At 35.5% G+C, this 18,508-nt stretch carries 16 protein-coding genes; 1 reads left to right on the top strand and 15 read right to left on the bottom strand.

What is annotated here, in order from left to right:
- Positions 1 to 37: 37 nt before the first annotated feature.
- The 8 genes from csm5 to DWZ63_RS01360 all read right to left on the bottom strand — a co-directional run bounded on the left by csm5 (position 38) and on the right by DWZ63_RS01360 (position 9,098).
- Positions 38 to 1,111, bottom strand: coding sequence for a type III-A CRISPR-associated RAMP protein Csm5 (gene csm5, locus DWZ63_RS01395; RefSeq protein WP_118498374.1), 1,074 nt, complete (start codon positions 1,109 to 1,111; stop codon positions 38 to 40).
- A 3-nt stretch (positions 1,112 to 1,114) separates the two neighbouring features.
- Positions 1,115 to 2,038 (bottom strand): type III-A CRISPR-associated RAMP protein Csm4, encoded by a 924-nt coding sequence (gene csm4 / locus DWZ63_RS01390; RefSeq protein WP_118498372.1) that lies wholly within the window; start codon positions 2,036 to 2,038, stop codon positions 1,115 to 1,117.
- A 14-nt stretch (positions 2,039 to 2,052) separates the two neighbouring features.
- Positions 2,053 to 2,733 carry a type III-A CRISPR-associated RAMP protein Csm3 gene (gene csm3 / locus DWZ63_RS01385; RefSeq protein WP_118498371.1) on the bottom strand — a complete coding sequence of 227 codons (681 nt, stop codon included), beginning with the start codon at positions 2,731 to 2,733 and terminating at the stop codon, positions 2,053 to 2,055.
- A gap of 36 nt (positions 2,734 to 2,769) precedes the next feature.
- The gene (gene csm2 / locus DWZ63_RS01380) at positions 2,770 to 3,189 is read right to left on the bottom strand and encodes a type III-A CRISPR-associated protein Csm2 (protein ID WP_118498369.1); all 420 of its coding nucleotides are present in this window, start codon (positions 3,187 to 3,189) and stop codon (positions 2,770 to 2,772) included.
- 78 nt (positions 3,190 to 3,267) lie between these two features.
- Positions 3,268 to 5,724, bottom strand: a complete 2,457-nt coding sequence (cas10, locus tag DWZ63_RS01375) for a type III-A CRISPR-associated protein Cas10/Csm1 (protein ID WP_118498367.1) — start codon at positions 5,722 to 5,724, stop codon at positions 3,268 to 3,270.
- Between the two features lies 1 nt (position 5,725).
- Positions 5,726 to 6,481, bottom strand: a complete 756-nt coding sequence (gene cas6 / locus DWZ63_RS01370) for a CRISPR system precrRNA processing endoribonuclease RAMP protein Cas6 (protein ID WP_118498365.1) — start codon at positions 6,479 to 6,481, stop codon at positions 5,726 to 5,728.
- Positions 6,482 to 6,671: 190 nt separating this feature from the next.
- On the bottom strand, positions 6,672 to 7,163 hold the full coding sequence (locus DWZ63_RS01365; RefSeq protein WP_118498363.1) for a gamma carbonic anhydrase family protein: 492 nt from the start codon (positions 7,161 to 7,163) through the stop codon (positions 6,672 to 6,674).
- 177 nt (positions 7,164 to 7,340) lie between these two features.
- Entirely contained in the window at positions 7,341 to 9,098 is a 1,758-nt protein-coding gene (locus DWZ63_RS01360) for a glycoside hydrolase family 2 TIM barrel-domain containing protein (protein WP_118498361.1), read from the bottom strand.
- A gap of 298 nt (positions 9,099 to 9,396) precedes the next feature.
- On the opposite strand from DWZ63_RS01360, the gene DWZ63_RS01355 reads away from it, so the two are divergent.
- Positions 9,397 to 10,242, top strand: a complete 846-nt coding sequence (locus DWZ63_RS01355) for an AraC family transcriptional regulator (RefSeq protein WP_182431411.1) — start codon at positions 9,397 to 9,399, stop codon at positions 10,240 to 10,242.
- Here DWZ63_RS01355 and hcp read toward each other — a convergent pair.
- The 7 genes from hcp to DWZ63_RS01320 form a co-directional block, all read right to left on the bottom strand.
- Positions 10,202 to 11,884, bottom strand: coding sequence for a hydroxylamine reductase (gene hcp, locus DWZ63_RS01350; protein ID WP_118498357.1), 1,683 nt, complete (start codon positions 11,882 to 11,884; stop codon positions 10,202 to 10,204). The two genes, DWZ63_RS01355 and hcp, sit on opposite strands and share 41 nt — an antisense overlap.
- Before the next feature lie 320 nt (positions 11,885 to 12,204).
- Positions 12,205 to 12,438: a hypothetical protein gene (locus tag DWZ63_RS01345; RefSeq protein WP_243020438.1), complete on the bottom strand. Its 234-nt coding sequence runs from the start codon at positions 12,436 to 12,438 to the stop codon at positions 12,205 to 12,207.
- Positions 12,439 to 12,552: 114 nt separating this feature from the next.
- Positions 12,553 to 14,163 (bottom strand): hypothetical protein, encoded by a 1,611-nt coding sequence (locus DWZ63_RS01340; RefSeq protein WP_118498355.1) that lies wholly within the window; start codon positions 14,161 to 14,163, stop codon positions 12,553 to 12,555.
- Positions 14,163 to 14,870 carry an ABC transporter ATP-binding protein gene (locus DWZ63_RS01335; RefSeq protein WP_055943508.1) on the bottom strand — a complete coding sequence of 236 codons (708 nt, stop codon included), beginning with the start codon at positions 14,868 to 14,870 and terminating at the stop codon, positions 14,163 to 14,165. The genes DWZ63_RS01340 and DWZ63_RS01335 overlap by 1 nt, the downstream gene beginning before the upstream one ends.
- Before the next feature lie 427 nt (positions 14,871 to 15,297).
- The gene (locus DWZ63_RS01330) at positions 15,298 to 15,543 is read right to left on the bottom strand and encodes a cation transporter (protein WP_022014370.1); all 246 of its coding nucleotides are present in this window, start codon (positions 15,541 to 15,543) and stop codon (positions 15,298 to 15,300) included.
- A gap of 87 nt (positions 15,544 to 15,630) precedes the next feature.
- A complete protein-coding gene (locus DWZ63_RS01325; protein ID WP_118498353.1) occupies positions 15,631 to 17,886 on the bottom strand; it encodes a heavy metal translocating P-type ATPase in 2,256 nt (751 codons plus the stop codon).
- Positions 17,887 to 17,901: 15 nt separating this feature from the next.
- Positions 17,902 to 18,246 carry a metal-sensing transcriptional repressor gene (locus DWZ63_RS01320; RefSeq protein ID WP_055945571.1) on the bottom strand — a complete coding sequence of 115 codons (345 nt, stop codon included), beginning with the start codon at positions 18,244 to 18,246 and terminating at the stop codon, positions 17,902 to 17,904.
- Positions 18,247 to 18,508 lie beyond the last annotated feature (262 nt).

Raw genomic sequence — 18,508 nt, 5'->3', positions numbered from 1 at the left:
CTACTCAAAGCCCGTGTTTATCGGTATCGGGGCAAAATTATGATTCTTCAGATATTTCTATCCGACATTTGCCCATTTCGACTATATTACCACAATAATTTGTGCATTTCAACATACGCGGAGATACTCCAGCTTCTACATCTTTGTTGTAATGATGTTCACTAAACTTTTTACTCATAAATCTTGCAATAACTTCCGTCCCTCTTTTTTCACCAAGTAGATTATATATAACCGTTTTTGTTCCATATCCACATCCACCGCCAAGATAGATTGTATTTTTTTCTGCTGCTATTTTTATAAACTTATCTACATATACTTTTTTATACATATTATAGAAATTCTGTACTGCCTGTTCTATATCTGCTTTTGTTAATGAAACAATCTTTGTATCAATACTTAAATCAAATTCAGCAGTTACTCCTGCTCTTAAGCTTTCTCTTAAAATATTAGGTACATTTTTACCACCATTTAATCCTATATCTACTTTCTGGCATAAAGTTAAATCTTTATATTTAAGAGGTTTACTATCACTGACAATAACACCCTTCATCTCATCATTTAAAGCATCTTCTCTTTCTTCTTTACAATTCAAGTTGTTAAAGCATAAACTTTCTGTCTGTTTTACTTTGCTACCTAAAAAAATCGGAGTCACATTTCGTCTTCCCCTGCCATATTTTCCCGGATTTTTCATAATATCTTCTGCAAGCAGACAGGTTCTTATCGCTCCCTTTAAACTACTCCCCGGAATATATGGCAATCCATAAGCATCTTTTACAAATTGCTGTATCGCAACCTGTCGGTTAAGTTTTTCCAAAGCATCGGAACAATCCATATGTATATTACAGAATTTTTTAATTTCATAATTATTATACCCAACAGATTTCAGCCAGTTTAATAACGGCATATTTTCACTCATAAGATACTGTTGATATTCGTTATCCAGATTTCTTTTTAATATATCATGAAACAATCTGTTCATATCAGGTATATATACTTCCTGACTATTTCTATAATATACATACTCTTTTTTATTTATCTCTTTTCCCGAACCTATAAAAACCGGTGAAAGCGTTTTTAATTTAATCTTGTATCTTTTAATATAATTCTCCATATCTTACACCCCCAGCATTATAGGTTTTGCATATCTCCATACAGGATGCGTCCCCTGTCCGCCCACATTATATATATCACCGTCAAATCTCTTTTTCATATATGAACCGGCTTTTAAAAAGTAAATGTCCTGCTTTTTTACAAGTTCTTCTGCATAATTGTTTGAACTTATATAACCGCTTCTTTTTTCAAGCAGATAGTTTGAACCATCTAAAACATCCTCAATCTCGCTATCCTTTGGAAGCGATGTGGTCAGCAATATGTAATGTTCTGCATTATCTTCTAACTTTCCGACAATACTTTCAGATAAATTCTGAGGAAGCGTTGAAAACTTTCCAAGCCCCGACGATGTTTTACCTCCTATTCCTTGAAGTTCAAGTGAATATATCAGATTGTCAATCATATTTCTGTCATCTTCATCTTCATATCCAAGAATAAAATATAATCCACATTTCAATTCGTTGTTAAAATGATATATTCCAACAGAAAATAGTTCTGTTTCTTCCTCATTTCTCAGATTGACCGACTGTCTGACTTCAAATTTTCCAAGTTCACTTAATCTGTCATTTTCTTTTTTCACATCAAGTTTTCCTGCAAAATAATCATCTAATTTATCCAATGAAAGATATTTTAGTTTCTTCCATTTTTTTCGGTCTTTTATATCACTTTCAGAGCTTTCAACAGTATATAACGGTTTAGGAATATAAAGGTCATTGTCAATAAAAGGAAATCCGTCACTTATTTTCAATTTCCCACTATTAAATTTTTCATATACATTTTGCAAGTTCTTTTCTCCAAACTTTAAAGCTTCTATACAAAAAGCAGAAAATAGTGTATCTGCACAAAATGTACTTTTGGTATCATTTAACATTCCATCACCAAAATGAACCCCCGTCTGAAAGCATAATTTATATGCTATATATTTCATACAACCTCTTTTCTTTATTCTGCCAATATCTCGTTACATTTGTCTATTATCTCATCTGCGACATCACCCACAACAACATCTGCCACAACACCTGAAAACTTCACTTTTCCATATCCTCTTGAGCCGCTTCCACCAAGATAATCGTACGACAAAAGCGTCATTCCCTCTTTTAATAAAGTTATATCCTCTATTATCTCATCCTCGTTTTCAACATTGTAGATTAACTGTAACGGAAATGTCGCACCTCTTACTACACGCTCTATCTGACGTGGGGTTGCTTCTGCAGTCTCTCTATTAATTGTATTCTCAAATTTTATCTCAGTCTGACTTTGCACTCCTATCTTTTTTAATTTTTCCCAGTTATCCTTATCCATTACCATATCTGAAAAAATCAATCTGCTGCTATGCAATTTATTGTCATTCTTTAATTTATCTTTTTTAGCCCACCCAAACAGTCTCAATATATTGTCAGAATCATCATCTGCCGTTTCTTCTATGCCATTTGGATAAGCCTTCGACAAAAGACTTCTTATCTTTCCCTTAAGACTGCTTCCCGGTATCATCGGAAAATCACTATACGCATCTCTTATAACAGGTGAATCAATCGCCCCTATCGCTGCAAACGCATCAGATGCTCCTATATGTAATCCTGAAACTACTTCTATTTCCCCTGTTATTTCTATTTTTGCAAACATAAACTACCTCCAATTCATTTTTTATTATAGTCTTATTCAATCTTTTCCACCATAAAATTTATGATATGCTACTATTGATTCCATATATTTACAAAACAGAATACATCTCTGTTTATCATCACCAATCCATTCAATTGTTTCAAATATCTCCGCAACCCTTATCAAATTTCTAATCGGATTCTCAATCTTTTTCCCATTCTTTTTTTCTTTTTTATTATTATCCTCTCGACCGGCTTCATATGCAAATCGCATTTTAAGGTACTTAAGTCTTTCCACTATATCTTCATTAAGCTTATCTGACGGATAATGTAACACTTCATTATATATAGTTGATACCATACTCAAAAGACTTCTTATTTTAGTTGTAGTTAAAAGCAGTTTCCCTTCTTTGTCACGCACTAATTCACTTACTACATCTTCTGCCTTATCCACATAATTTGTTTTTTCTAATACCACTATTTAACCCTCCTTATCCTATTGTGTATTCTCTAAAGTCCTTGTAAATAAGTCATTCAAAGAATACATTATGTTAATTTAATATTCATCTCTTATAAGATACACATATAAGTATATCGCTGCTATAAATTCTTTTCTGTCTTTCTCACACCCTATCCATTTGTAAATAGTTGATGAAAAGAAATTAATTTCTTTAATCTGCCCTGCTTCTTTATCTTTTTTTAATGCTTCTTCAAGTCTCGCAAGTGTATATGCAAGTCTCGCAAGATTTATCTTATCATCCTCCATTCCACGAATCAGTTCCAAAATTCTATACAAAAATGCTTTTCCCTTTTCTGGAGTTTTCACAAAAAACTTTTTAAGGAAATTTAATTTAATCTTTACTACATTATTTTCAAAGTCTTTCCACGAAAAAGTCATGTCCTGAGTAAGACTCAAACTATTATTTCCACTTTTCTCCTGTGGTGGTGTAAAAAGCGTTATCGCATTTTTTGATTTTTTTTCACATTCCCTTGAACAATTACCTGATTTATTGCAATCTTTACATAAACCTATTTTCTTTTCCAGTTCTTTATAATTTTTTGAACATTCCTCAAGTTCACCCGTAAGTCTTGCCATATTGTTAATAGGATACTTTGCAGGATATATTCCGATTCCACCTGATATCGTAAGTGTGTCTTGTGAAAATTCTTTTAAACTTTTTTGAAGGTCAACCGCAAATCCAACTACATCATCCCAGCTTCCGACTACAAATACATCATCACCGCCTGAATAAACAATAGTTGCATTTCTATTTCTTTTTTTCCCTTTGTCTTCTTTCTTTTTGTCAACTATGTAAAACTCACCATTTTTAAGAATATAGTTTATATGATATTTAAAAAACATTGACATTTTTCGCGAGAATGTCGCTGTTCTCGAAATTGTCATATATTTTTCTCCATACTTTTCACTCACAAAACCATTTACAAACGCATCTGCAAGATTATCTACATCTGCACGAAACACCGCAATACGATTTATTCCCTCTGATTTTTTAGCAAGCTTTTCAAAACTGTCTCCTAAAGTGTAATCTCCTACCCACAGCTTTTTAACCACTTTAAAACCCGTATAAGATTTATTTTTAGTGTATGCCCTAATATAAGAACTATCATCCTGTTTCATTTTCTCGAGCAGTTCTTCCTTGTTATATGCAACAAGGTATCTGCCAAATGGAAGCGGAAGTGCCACTTTATCCTTTGGATTTTCAGTGACTATATAAAAACCTTCATATAATATATTCTGCGACATATCTATCATAGCATTACATACACTACATATATCATCATCTTCCAATAGTTTTGATGCTCTCCTGCATACCCTGCATTCACGGGTACCATCTTTTTTACCCTTGGAATTTAATTTTATAATCTGTGCCGCACTGTATCTTTTCATCTTCTTTTGAGATATCATTTTTGACACATTTTTAAAAATTTGTCTGTATGTCCCTTCCGGCTCATTGTGAAGTTCATTTGCACTGCACTCTGCATATCCGCATCCCAAAAACAAAGCAGTTTTAAATTCATCAAGCAGCCATTCATTTATTTTTAACTCAAACTCCACTATCTTCTGTTTTATATTTTCTGTATTTGCCGTTATTATGTAAGCGTGTCCTCCGCCTGAATAGATAAGATTTGATCTCGACATACCTATATAGTCTAACAGTTCATCTATAAGATTTTCCATAAATATTTCAAGATAAAAAGACCTTGAACGGAGCATCTTTAGTGCATTTTTACTTGCTATAGTATAAATAAAGTCCTGTATTCCTGACATATCCATACTAAATAACAAAAATACTTTTTTGCCATAAAATCCTGTTGCCCCCTTAAATAATGTTTCCTTATAATCAGAAATATTATTTTCGTCCAGCCATTCCTTGATACTTGCTGCTATCGCCGCCGTAATTTTAACATGGTCATATAACGAAATGTCCGCAACCTCAGACTTCATAGTTGATGACGGAATATAGGATAACTGAGCTTCTAATACTTCAAGTAATGAATTAAGATAATTTTTATTCCATGTAATACCACGAAGATTTTTCTCTATTTCATTTACTATTTTTCCATAAAAAATCTCATCAAAACCTGTTGAAACAGAAGTCGGATAATTTATATTTTCGTTTAACTGCTCCGGACTATAACATAACTTTTCATCATTGCAATTTAATAAGTTAAAAATACTCTGTAATGACATTTCCCTGTCAAATCCTGGTTCTTCTTCCTGAGTTTTACGCCTGTCGCTTGCTGAAGCTATATTGTCAGCAATGTATGTAATATATGCCAGTGAATTATTTTCTATCCGGGCATTTTTTAATAATGAAGCATGATGATAAAGCACCTGCTCTAATATCTCCCTGTCCTCAATATGCACAACATCTTTTAAATATTCATATCCGCTTCTGCTGTGATTTCTTCCATCATTATATCTATACAGTAACTTACCAATATCATGCAATAGTGCACCTATTGCCAATTTTACATTTTCTTCTGTCAATTTATTCGCCCCTTTCCTTATGTTCTACACTTATCGCTCCCATACCTATTGAAGACTTAATACCTACCCCAGTATATTCCCCAAGCATAAGAAGATAATTTACAAGATTCACAAGACTTTGTGAACTCTTGACAAGTATCGTTATCTTTCCTAAAAATGCCGGTATTTTCACACCCTCAAGATAAAAAACTGTGCTTTTAAGATTATACTGTGTTATAAAAGTCTTTTCTTCCAGCAAAGCAAGTACCTCATCATCGTAAACTTCATTGTCACTGCATATGGCATCATGCTTTTTCATCAAACTCCTGAATATCCAATGAATAGTGGGATAATTTTTATAATCCCCCTCACTTTTAAATGAAGTCGGTGATAAAAAATTAATCGTAAAAAAATGTCCATAATCAGTAAAATACTGTTGTTTCATAAAACTTTTCATAGAAATCTGTTCCATCTTTTTACCGATAATTTCAAATTTCATATCACTGTATTTAACATTTATAACTAAAACATCATCTTCCATAAATGGCTTTATAACTTTTTCAAAAGCCTCTTTAGTAGCGGTTAAAATATTCCACCATATATTATTGTCTTTGTATTGTATATATTGGCTATAGGGATTTATCTGATTTTCGTGCAGCCATGCCGCCGTTTTAGAACCCACAACTTCCATTAACACACCTTGAAAAGCCGATGACATACTCATAGAAATTTTTTTATCTGAATCTGCTTTTAAACTTAAAACTAATTTTGCTAACATTTAAACCTCCTCTTTTGTCCCCTTATATTATTATTATACAACGCCATGACATTTTGTGCAACTTTTATTTTTTCAAGTTTATATTTTCTGTTTTTTTATGCAAAAAGACGATTATAATACAACAAAATCACCTCATAAATTTGCATCTTATGAGGTGATTGCCATATGTTCAAATATAATATTAACTGCTTTATTTTATTCCCTCAAACCTCTCCTTCGCCTCTTTTACATACTCCCCCGCATTTTTTATATTCGCTTCTAGTTCTTCGTCTCTTATCTTTCTTACAACCTTACCCGGATTTCCAAACACTACCGAGCCGTCAGGCACATCAACACCACCCGTTACAAGTGCACCTGCTCCTATCAGGCAGTTTTTCCCTATCTTACAGCCGTTAAGCAATATTGCACCCATACCGATAAGAGAGCAGTCCCCAATCTCACAACCGTGTATTATCGCACCGTGTCCGACGGTCACTTTGTCACCTATACGAACCGGATACCCCTCATCGACATGAATTACGCAGTTATCCTGAATATTGCTTTTCTTTCCTATATAAACCTTGTCCGCATCAGCCCTTATGGTTGCATGATACCATACATTGACATCCTCGTCCAAAGTGACATCCCCGATTATATCAGCACTCGGAGCCATATAACAATTTCCTTTTTTTATAACAGGCATAATTCTACTTCCCTTTCCATTCTTTATTTAGCCAGGCGGATATTCACAATCCACTTAAAGCCATATAGTTATTGAATACACTTAATAGCCGGCAAAGTGTTTATTTCACTTCTAAAATATATCTATCATAGACAATTATAACAAAAAAACATAATCACCTCAAATACAAAGTATCTTTTATTTGTTAAAAATCTCCTTTACCACATTGTAAGCAAGTTTTTTTCTACGAAATTCATCAACAATCCCCTTATTGTTCATTGTTCTTGGTCTTATGCCAAACCACTCATCACTTATCCTTATATCACAGAACTGCCAGATATAAACACCAATACAGTCTTTATAACCTAATACCGCCGTAAGCTGTTTTCTAAGTGCTTCTGCCTGATACTCCTCCGTCCATTTTGAATCATAATTGTTTCTATAGCCGTAAAGACCTCCTGCTCCTATCTCCGTTATCATAAATGGTTTTCCCACACCTTTAGTTTCATTTTGCACCCATTTATAAAGGTCATCGAGATATTCATCCGGCTCAGTGTCATGATACCACAGAGGATAAATATTATATGAAACCACATCCGGCAGCTCAAAGCATATGTCCGTCTTAACTTTACAGCTTGCAAATGAACACGGTCTTGATGTATCAAGTTTTCTTATTATGTCAAACTGCTTTTTATAACACTCTTTTCCATACTCCGTGTCACTCGCACACTCATTTAATATCCCCCATATATAAATTGACGGATGATTATAATGTGCCGGTATCATCTCCTCTATCACCTTTTCTGCCTGCGGTTCAAAGTTAGGATTTCTCATGTTCTCCTCACTAAGACCTCTCGCATGATTTTCCTCCCACACAAGTATTCCCTGCTCGTCACATATATCAAGAAAAATCTCATCATTTGGATAATGTGATGTCCTTATCGAATTTGCACCCATATCCTTTACAAGCTCAATATCTGCCGCAATAGCCGCAAATGGGAGTGCACACCCAAACTGTGGATGATCCTCATGACGGCAGACACCTTTTATCCTTATTTTCTCCCCGTTTAAAAGTATTTCTTTTCCCGATACTTTTATCTCCCTGAACCCAAATCTGTCAATAAGGTCATCAAACGCCTTTTCATTTCTTAAAAGTTTAACCTCAATATAATAAAGTTCAGGTGTTTCCTGTGTCCATTCATTTATGTTATCAAATTCCATTTCTGCCTTAACAATATTATTTTTTTCTACATCAATATTTTTTAATATTAAATTTTCTCCTGCCACTTTTACCAAAACATCCACGCTTCTGTTTTCAGAATTTTTTATATCATTCTCTCCATCTGACACACATCTGTTATTTTCACTAATATTTTCTGTCTCATTTATTTTAAAACAATCTTTATCTCCATATTTATTACCCTTTGTATTTTCAAGATAAATTTCAATCTTTGCTTTCCATTTTCCGTCTGCTTTGTAAGGTGTAACATGAACATTTCTAATATAAACATCTGATATTTGCTCAAGCACTACAGGGCGGCTCACTCCACCATATGACATATAATCATTTGGTATATGTAATGCACTTTTTTCGCTGAATCTGTTATCGGCTCTTACTGTCAGCGTGTGCTCGCCATATGAAAGATTAGTGCACACGGCATCAAATATCGTATATGCATTATAATGTTTTGCAATCTTCCTTCCGTCAAGCCATACTTCTGCTGTGTGGCTTATCCCCTTAAATTCAAGCCTTATATTTCCACCAGTTTTAAATGTCGTGGTATATTCTCCCTCTCCACGATACCCTGCAAACTTCGGATGACTCTCCCAGCAGCAAGGCGTTGCAACCTTAAAATGTTCACCTGCATATTTGCCCACGCAAGGAGAAAAATCCCAATATTTTCCCGTTAATTCCTGCTGTTTTCTAATATTATGTGTATTAAATGTCCTTACCATATCAATCTGCCGCCTTTCTTTGTTAATGCACTCTCTTTATCCTTAATTAAATTGCATAGATATAACAACATAATGTTATTTTATTGACGCTATTGTTTCAATGGATTATACTAATAAAAAATTGATATATTCTCATATATCATTTTTTATAATCAGATAAACACAATAATATTTTATACAGCCAGATTTGAATTTTATATATTTTAGGTTATTGCAAAACTATCATAACCCGCAATTAACATAACATATAGCCGGTTTCTCCATTATCTATTTCATGAAAGGACAACAGATAATATATATGATAAACATATTAAAAATAGGCGAAAACGCCACCCATGACTCCACTTTTATCGTGGACAGACCACTCGGACATCCCGCCTACCTTTTACTTTTAATAAAAACACCTGCATCTTTTTTTATTGATGCAGCAAATTCTTCCGAGTTCAAAGCAAGAAATCATTCCACGGATAATTTATTAAACATTCCAAAAGACTGTGCTGTTATCTTTAAGCCATACCAGAAACATCTTTACGGTGCAGCAAGTGACTGCCAATACACTGACAACTGGATGCATATAGACAAGGCTACGCTGTCAATGCCTGATAATTTTCCTTTCGGAAATCCGATACAACTGCACAATCCAGATGATTTCTACAATCTGTTTCATCTGATAAACAGTGAATTTTACGGAAGTGCACCACACAAACAGACAATATTAAATTCACTTACCGATGCCCTTATAAAGATGATAACCGATGAGAGCAAGACCACTGAATTTCCTGATTTATATTACGAACTTGCAGCTTTGCGTGAAAAAATTTATTCGTCACCGCAAAATGACTGGAAAATAAATGATATGGCAAAGTCTTTAAATATAAGCTGCGGTTATCTGCATTACATTTACAAACATTTTTTCAATACAACCTGTATTGCCGATGTTATAGAAAGTCGAATCCAGTCAGCCTGTGAACTCTTGTCCTCCACAAACAAAACGATTGAGGAGATAAGTCTGCAGTGTGGTTATAAAAATGTTGAACATTTTATAAGACAGTTTAAAAAATCACAAAATATTACTCCTGCAAAATACAGAAAAGCTCATATCATCACCCAAAGAATATCTCCATATCGTTCTCAACGGTCGTAATTCCTGCAATGTCAAATTTATCGACGAGCACATCAACGACCTCCGGACTTAAAAATGCCGGAAGTGTCGGACCCAAGTGTATATTTTTTATTCCCAGCGACAAAAGAGCCAAAAGTACAAGTACGGCTTTCTGCTCATACCATGCGATATTATAGATTATCGGGAGGGCATTTATATCATCAAGTCCGAAAGCTTCTTTTAATTTCATTGCTATAACTACAAGCGAATAAGAGTCATTGCACTGACCTGCATCAAGTACTCTCGGTATGTCACCTATCATGCCGAGGTCAAGTTTATTATATCTGTATTTCGCACATCCTGCCGTCAGTATCACTGTATCTTTCGGAAGTGCTTTTGCAAATGCAGTATAATATTCTCTGCTTTTTGCCCTGCCGTCACAGCCTGCCATCACGACAAATTTCTTTATCGCTCCTGATTTGACTGCATCAACAATCTTGTCTGCAAGTTTTATCACCTGTTCATGTGCAAACCCGCCATAAATCTCTCCTTTTTCTATCTCTGTCGGTGGCGGACACTTCTTTGCGTGTTCTATTATCTCACTGAAATCTTTCTTCTCACCATATCCGCCCGTAATGTGCTTACATCCCGGATAGCCTGTCGCACCCGTTGTATAGAGCCTGTCCTTATAGCTTTCCTTTGGCGGCACTATGCAGTTTGTTGTCATAAGTATCGGACCGTTAAATTTTTCAAATTCGTCCTTCTGCTGCCACCACGCATTTCCATAATTTCCGACAAAATTTTCATACTTTTTAAATGCAGGATAAGAGCATGCCGGAAGCATCTCCGAATGTGTATATACATCAACCCCCGTCCCCTTAGTCTGTTCAAGAAGCATCTCTAAATCCCTTAAGTCATGTCCCGACACAAGTATTGCAGGATTTTTTCTAACACCTATATTTACCTTTGTTATCTCAGGTTCACCGTATGCGTCGGTATTTGCCTTGTCTAGAAGCTGCATAACGGCTACACCGTTTTTTCCGACCTCAAGTGCGAGTGACACAAGATTATCTACGGAAATATCATCCCTAAGCGTTGCGGCAAGTTCTTTCTGGATAAAAGCGTCTATCTCAGGATTATCTTTTAAAAGTGCATTTGCGTGCTTTGAATATGCACCGATTCCCTTTATTCCATAAGTGATAAGGCTTCTCAACGAGCGGACATTGTCGTTCTCAGTGTCCATAATACCAACTTCCTTAGCTTTCTTTTCAAACTCACTCTCATCACCGTTCCATAATGCCGCCTCAGGAAGTTTCTCTTTGTCCTCGTCTTTAAGTTTTTTTAATAATCTTTCCTTTTCAAGCAATGTATCTTTTATCCTGTTTTTTATCGACTCATTATCAAAATTTGCATTTGTAATCGTTGTAAAAAGATTAAATGTAACCCTGTGATTTACATTCTCATCAACTGCAAGCTTTTTTTCTCTCATTTTCGTTGTCACGGCTGAAAGACCTTTTGTCACATATATAAGTAAATCCTGCATATTTGCTACTTCAGGAACTTTCCCACACATTCCCGATACCGTGCACCCTTTGTTTCCTGCCGTCTCCTGACACTGATAACAGAACATTCTTGTCTGTTTGCTGTCTTTTACGGCTTCATTTCTTTTTGTAATCTGCTCCATGTTAATCCTCCTTATTTTTCGCATTTAATTTTTCATTTCTACATATAGCATAACCACTCTATAAAATAAATTACACTATATTTTATCTGTCACCATTCACTCATTGACAAATATCTTTGCAAGCAGTGTAATGCTTTCAAGTAAACAGTAACTATAATGCTCTCTTACATTATCTGCCATTTCAAAAAAAATATACTACAAAAGGGCAAAACACTACTTTACAGGCATTTTCCTATACAATAAAAAATGCCATACATTTCTGTATGACACCTTTTATTAAAACTACACCATAATCACAAACTGCAGCTTTTTTCAATAGTTTATTTGCTCATTATATCTTTCATGCTTTTAAGTAATTCCAAATCACTTTCTGTCACTCTCATATTGGAAGTAACAGGTTCTTCATCCGGTCTTTTAACAGTAATCTCAATAATAGTTCCTGCCTCTATCTTCTTTGAAAAAAAGTTTTTAATAAAAGCGGCAAATTTAGGATGATTTGATACAAATTTATTTTTTGTCTGATTTAATTTCATCATTGTAAGTGGATTTATCATTATGTTTTGCCCTCCATTTCCTCAACTGCATCCATATAAGTGTTAAGCCACTCTGACTGCTCAACAATAATTTTTATACTTCACTTCTCTGATGTAAACTTCCACTAAATTTCTTTACAAATTTTCAAATTTTGCAACACCTATTTTTTTCATCCATATATATAACATTACTGATAAAGCAGCAAATACCATATCAACAATTATAACATACATAAACAAACCAATTTTGTACGCTTTAACAATAAACACTAATGCTACCGCAATTGCAAATATCCATCCTCCAAACATTGCTATAAATATATTTAAACTTTGTTTTATTGGAGCCGTCTCATTCGTCCATGTAAGATTTACAAAACTAATCCCAAGCAACATTCCAAATAGTAACATAAACACCATATATAAAATCGGAAGTATAAATAACATTATAAGAGTAACCGGTTTTATATCTGCTCTGAATACTATAAGCATACATATATCACAAAACAATACCGGAATCCCTGTAAAAATAAACTGTACCGCAAGTTTTGCCCTAAATATATCCCATGTTTTTACCGGAAGTGAACGTAGCACCCACAGATTTTTTCCCTCCAGTGATACCGACGGAACAACTATATCATTCATAGCTGCCGTTGCACATATTGCTACTGCAAAAAACAGTGGTACCATGCGTACTGCTTCTTTATATTGAAATATCGTATCCGCAAAAACTACAAGCGAATGACCTTTCACGATAAACACCACACCTAATACAAACAGAAACAGAGAGCCAAGCCCACAATTTAACATATAACTCGGACTTGCAAAAAATCGTGCAAATTCTTTTGAGAGAACCGCCGCAAATTGATTTTTCATTTTACTCTTTTTCTCTTTGTATCTGACTTTTGAAACAGTATTATTTGATGTAACAATATTTATAAAGCTGCCTGAAAGCACACGGTATATTAAAGCACATAAAATCACTATCACAACTGTATAGATAAGCATTGCACTTATATCACCCTCACCTATTCTTCCAAACATATATACAGGGTATGCTTTATTTTTAACATTTTCCCCATAAACAACCGCATTAACCATAATTTTATTTATTACTTCCTGTGCTTTAAAAAATACAAAATAATATGCGGCAAAAAATAAAAGTGATGCCAATACAGTAATAAAGCTTTTATTTTTCAATTTTCTGCTTATCTTTGCCACACACCAGCCGAGAATACATGACAATATAAGCACAATGAGTGAAATAATTACTATAAGTAAAATTGAACCTATTACATTTAATACGGTACATTTTGCAACAACCCAGTAAACAATTACGGCAGGCACTATCACTACTGCTGAATACATAAGACCGAGAAGATAAACGCCTGCAAGCCTTGCTATAAGTATCGTTCTTACAGGAACAGGCATTGACAAGAGCAGATCATTGTCCTTTGACATATAAAGACCTGAATATGTATTAAAAACACTGCCAAATGAACCGAGTGATACAGCAACCATACTCATTATAAGAAAATAAAGCCAACTCATATTTACCGCTGCAAATGGTCCGCAGATACCTTTTGAAAAATATGCAAACATTCCGCCCAGCACACCAACCATCATCACTGCATATATGAGCATAAATAATATTGTTGAAACAGTTGAACGCTTTTTATTCTTCTTTGAATCATAAAAATAGCTCCTGAATATCTCCATCATCTGTTTCTTTATAAGAATCCATGTCATTATTCATCCTCCAATTCCAAAAAGACATCTTCAAGACTGTCATCACCTTTTACTTCTTCCATAGTACCAGATTTGATAAGTCTGCCGCCTTTTATTATAGCCACCTTGTCGCAAAGTTTCTCTGCAACTTCAAGTACATGTGTTGAAAAAAAGATTGCTCCGCCATTATCACAAAACTCCCTCATCATTTCCTTTAATAAATGAGATGCCTTTGGATCAAGTCCGACAAAAGGCTCATCCATGATAATAAGTTTAGGATTGTGAAGCCATGCACAAATAATCGCAAGTTTCTGTTTCATGCCATGTGAATATGCTGCTATCGGCTGGCCAAGATCATCCGTAATCTCAAATATATCCGCATATTTCCTAATGCGTTCCTGCCTTGTGTCAGCATCGACTTTAAAAATATCAGCGATAAAATTCAGATATTTTATTCCTGTCATAAACTCATAAATATCCGGATTATCAGGTATATAAGCAATTTTTTTCTTACATTCAATAGGATTTTTTAAAACAGACTCCCCGTCAACAAAAATCTTACCCTCATCAAACTTCAAAATCCCGACAACAGACTTAAGTGTCGTCGTCTTACCTGCTCCATTATGACCTATAAAACCATAAATCTCTCCCGCATTTATGTGTAGAGAAAGGTCATCAACAGCTTTCTTATCTCCATAAATCTTAGTCAGATTCTCAATCCTTAACATAAAACTCCCTCTCTTTCCTTCTTAGGTAATTGCAAAACAAATTATATACTATATTAAGTATGTATTACTATGCTTTCACAAGTACCTATTATACTTTTCATTTTCATACATATAAAAATATACACTTAAATATACAACACTGTCAAATAAATAAACAAAATCTCCACAAAAACACAAAAAAGTTCACCAATAAAAACTGTACTTACCATACAAAATGCAGGATAATATTTTTATCTCTAAATAAAAAACAGCTTTGAAGAAGGTTTACAATTCTGACCGAAGGGCGTTAGAACATCGCCGGTAAATAAGCGAGCGTATTTTGGCTCACCTATGTACCTCTACGCTATTCTCCGAGTGAAAGCGTCCCTAAGTGCAGAATAATACTCCTTCTTCAAAGCGTCCATTAGTCAAAGTAGTATATTTCTACTTAAAATAATCCAAATTTTTTCTTGTAAGGCTCTGTCTCTACCGACATTACGGTATATCCGGTCTCATCTATAACTGCACGGATTTTATCTTCATCTAATGCTTCCTCTGAGATTATCTCTGTTCTTTTCTTACTGTGTGATGAAGAAACTTTCTTTACATCAAATGACTTTCTTATTACATCATTTACATGACTCTCACACATTCCACACATCATTCCATCAATTCCTACTATTGTCTTAACCATAACTTTTTCCTCCTGTTCCTGTTTTTTTGCATTATATCAGACTTTTTCATATTATGTCAGATACTTTCATAATCAAAAAAACATATACTATTTACATTTTTTTATATTAACAAAGTTTAACCGCAATGCGTTTGTTACAACACAAAAGCTTGATAAACTCATTGCCAAAGCACCAAACATCGGATTTAACGTCCAGCCGAATATCGGTATCCATAAACCCGCCGCAAGCGGTATTCCGATAATATTATAAATAAATGCCCAAAACAGATTTTCATGTATATTTCTGAGCGTAAATCTGCTGAGTCTTATAGCTGCCGGCACATCACTTAATCTGCTCTTCATAAGAACAACATCTGCCGCATCCATCGCTATGTCCGCACCTGCCCCGATGGCTATTCCTATATTTGCCCTTGTAAGTGCAGGAGCATCGTTTATTCCATCACCTACCATAGCAACTTTGCCCTGTCCCATCAGTTCTCTTATAACACTTTCTTTTCCATCAGGAAGAACTCCTGCTATAACCTCGTCAACTCCTGCCTGTGCTCCGATGGCTTTCGCCGTTCTCTCGTTATCTCCCGTGAGCATTACAACCCTTATTCCCATATCTTTTAAATCTTTAACTGCCGCCGGGCTGTCCTCCTTTATCGTGTCAGCTACCGCAATCAGACCACACAATTTATTGTCCTGTGCAAAAAGAAGCGGTGTCTTTCCCTCTTTTGCAAGTTCTTCTGCTTTCTGTCTTATCTCGTCTGATACATTTATCTGTTTGCTTATAAATTTAAAACTTCCTCCGGTTATCGTACCGCCGTTATACTGTGCCGTAAGACCGTTTCCCGGAAGTATCTTAAATCCGTCAACTTCATCTGCCTTTATATTTCTGCTCTCCGCTTCATTTACAACAGCTTTTGCAAGCGGATGTTCACTTTTTGCCTCAAGCGAATAGGCAAGTTTTAACAGCGACTTATCATCATATCCTGTCGTTGGTATCATATCTGTCACCTTGGGCTCGCCCATAGTTATCGTACCTGTTTTATCAAGTGCAACTATGTTTACACGCCCTGTCTCCTCAAGCGAAACCGCCGTTTTAAACAAAATACCGTTTTTGGCACCAACACCGTTACCTACCATTATGGCAACTGGCGTCGCAAGACCTAATGCACAAGGACAGCTTATTACGAGCACGGAAATTCCTCTTGCAAGTGCATAACCGGCTTCTTTTCCTGCAATCAGCCATACTATCGTTGTTATTATCGCAAGTACGATAACAACCGGCACAAACACTCCCGACACTTTATCAGCTATCTTTGCGATAGGTGCTTTTGTCGCAGCTGCATCACTCACCATTTTTATAATTTGTGATAATGTAGTATCCTCGCCTACTCTTGTGGCTTCGCACTTGATATATCCTGACTGATTAATCGTCGCAGCCGATACCATGTCTCCTACTTCCTTATCGACAGGTATGCTCTCTCCTGTAAGTGCCGACTCATTTACGGCACTGTTTCCCTCGATTATACAGCCGTCAACCGGAATATTTTCTCCAGGTCTTACAACAAAAATATCACCTTTTTTCACACGCCTTACCGCAACTGTCTTTTCCTCACCGTCAATCAGTACAACTGCCGTCTTAGGTGCAAGATTCATAAGACCTTTAAGTGCATCTGTTGTCTTTCCTTTAGAGCGGGCTTCAAGCATCTTACCAACCGTGATAAGCGTAAGTATCATAGCCGCAGATTCAAAATAAAAATCCATCATATAATTCATAACGGATTTCTCATCACCTGCAGCCTGTGCACCTGTCATTGCAAACAGCACATACACACTCCAAACGAATGATGCCATAGAACCGAGTGCTACAAGCGTGTCCATATTAGGCGAACGGTTTATAAGTCCTTTAAATCCGTTTATAAAGAAATGCTGGTTTATTATCATGATTATCGCCGCAAGAATCATCTGCAAAAGTCCCATTGCGACATGATTTCCCTCAAACCATTTAGGAAGAGGCCAGCCCCACATCATATGCCCCATTGAAAAATACATAAGTACTGCCAAAAAAACTATTGATGCTATAAGTCTCTTTTTCAATACAGGTGTGTCCGTATCCTCAAGTCCGCTACCTGCACCTGTTGCACCCTGCGACTCGTCACCCTTAACAGACGCACCATAACCCGCCTGCTTAACAGCCGAAATAATAGTCTGTGCATCAGCATCACCATCTACTCCCATCGAATTAGTCAGCAGACTGACCGCACATGAAGTAACACCGGGTACTTTCAAAACTGCTTTTTCAACTCTTGCACTGCACGCCGCACAATGCATACCCGTAACTTTAAACTGTTCCATTTTGTCCTCTCTTTCTTACTTTATAAGCTTTTGCAATGTCACCATCAACTCATCCACAACCTCATCTTTTCCCTCCCTTATGTCTCTGACAACACAGGAATGGATATGATTTGACAAAAGCTCTCTGTTGAAAGCATTTATCGCCGCACCAACCGCCGCTGACTGGATAAGAACATCATTGCAATAAGCATCGTTTTCTATCATCTTTTTTATTCCTCGTATCTGTCCCTCGATACGGCTCAGACGATTTACAAGCTTCTTTTTGTCTTTCTCTGCACGCTCTGTCTTTTTTACATTACCACCACAACAGCAGCATTTTACCTCAGTATTATTATTACCATTTATCTTATTTTGTTCCATATATACTAATCTCCATTTCTGCATATGCTTTCTCATATTAATCCTAATTCCTGCATTGCTTTTTGTGTATATCAATTTATACAAAGCCCAAATCTTAAGTATGAAAATTTTTAATTTTCAAACTGATTTCTCCGTCTGCACACAATTTTCAAACCACAAATACCCCTACAGGGTATATATCATGTTTTTCACAATATATACCCTGTAGGGGTATCTTGTCAAGCGTTATTATTGATATTTTTTATCACTTGTCTTTCAATTA

It is taken from the genome of Clostridium sp. AF34-13 (assembly GCF_003477845.1).
GTDB classification, from domain to species: Bacteria; Bacillota; Clostridia; order Lachnospirales; family Lachnospiraceae; genus Butyribacter; species Butyribacter intestini.
Note: the sequence above shows the minus strand (reverse complement) of the source record. Positions and strands in the feature narration are given on the sequence as shown.

Coding starts and splice junctions, on each gene's coding strand:
- csm5 (WP_118498374.1), bottom strand. CDS start 1,111: ATGGAGAATTATATTAAAAGATACAAGATTAAATTAAAAACGCTTTCA.
- csm4 (WP_118498372.1), bottom strand. CDS start 2,038: ATGAAATATATAGCATATAAATTATGCTTTCAGACGGGGGTTCATTTT.
- csm3 (WP_118498371.1), bottom strand. CDS start 2,733: ATGTTTGCAAAAATAGAAATAACAGGGGAAATAGAAGTAGTTTCAGGA.
- cas6 (WP_118498365.1), bottom strand. CDS start 6,481: ATGTTAGCAAAATTAGTTTTAAGTTTAAAAGCAGATTCAGATAAAAAA.
- DWZ63_RS01365 (WP_118498363.1), bottom strand. CDS start 7,163: ATGCCTGTTATAAAAAAAGGAAATTGTTATATGGCTCCGAGTGCTGAT.
- DWZ63_RS01360 (WP_118498361.1), bottom strand. CDS start 9,098: ATGGTAAGGACATTTAATACACATAATATTAGAAAACAGCAGGAATTA.
- DWZ63_RS01355 (WP_182431411.1), top strand. CDS start 9,397: ATGATAAACATATTAAAAATAGGCGAAAACGCCACCCATGACTCCACT.
- hcp (WP_118498357.1), bottom strand. CDS start 11,884: ATGGAGCAGATTACAAAAAGAAATGAAGCCGTAAAAGACAGCAAACAG.
- DWZ63_RS01345 (WP_243020438.1), bottom strand. CDS start 12,438: ATGATAAATCCACTTACAATGATGAAATTAAATCAGACAAAAAATAAA.
- DWZ63_RS01340 (WP_118498355.1), bottom strand. CDS start 14,163: ATGACATGGATTCTTATAAAGAAACAGATGATGGAGATATTCAGGAGC.
- DWZ63_RS01335 (WP_055943508.1), bottom strand. CDS start 14,870: ATGTTAAGGATTGAGAATCTGACTAAGATTTATGGAGATAAGAAAGCT.
- DWZ63_RS01330 (WP_022014370.1), bottom strand. CDS start 15,543: ATGGTTAAGACAATAGTAGGAATTGATGGAATGATGTGTGGAATGTGT.
- DWZ63_RS01325 (WP_118498353.1), bottom strand. CDS start 17,886: ATGGAACAGTTTAAAGTTACGGGTATGCATTGTGCGGCGTGCAGTGCA.
- DWZ63_RS01320 (WP_055945571.1), bottom strand. CDS start 18,246: ATGGAACAAAATAAGATAAATGGTAATAATAATACTGAGGTAAAATGC.